This is a genomic window from Vibrio sp. 1401, from assembly GCF_033340295.1.
Genome location: NZ_JAWOWF010000908.1, coordinates 1 through 501 on the forward strand (window position 1 = coordinate 1; position 501 = coordinate 501).

The 501-nt window shown below is 51.9% G+C and carries 2 protein-coding genes; both read left to right on the forward strand.

Features of this window, described 5'->3' with window-relative positions; translation table 11 throughout:
- Positions 1-376: flagellar hook-basal body complex protein (locus R7Z77_RS28825; RefSeq protein WP_318137496.1), on the forward strand; the 376-nt coding region annotated here is incomplete at its 5' end.
- A 12-nt stretch (positions 377-388) separates the two neighbouring features.
- Positions 389-501: flagellar basal body protein (locus tag R7Z77_RS28830; RefSeq protein ID WP_318137497.1), on the forward strand; the 113-nt coding region annotated here is incomplete at its 3' end.

A 501-nucleotide genomic window follows, 5' to 3' on the forward strand; every position in this document is an offset into this window, starting at 1 on the left:
CAGCCCGAACGGTTACACATCTGGTGAGCTTGCAGGCGTGCGCGTAGAAGACAACGGCATGGTTTACGCAACTTACACTAACGGTCAATCACAGCTTCAAGGCCAAGTGGTTCTGGCTGATTTTGCTAATACGCAAGGTCTAGCAAAAGTGAGCGGCACTGCGTGGACACAAAGCTTTAGCTCTGGTGCGCCGATCATGGGCGTTCCGGGTTCTGGCACGCTGGGTAACTTGACTCCAGGTGCATTAGAGGGCTCAAACGTCGACCTAACCAGTGAGCTTGTGGCACTGATGACAGCACAACGTAACTACCAAGCGAACGCAAAAACGATTTCGACCAGCGACAAGCTCACTCAAGCCTTGTTCAACGCGGTGTAATAGGAGCTCTGCATGGATAGCTTGTTATTTACAGCAACCTCCGGTGCAAGCCGAGTTCTTAAAGCGCAACACGTTCGTTCGAATAACTTGTCGAACGCGGATACCGCAGGTTTCCGTGCGGATAT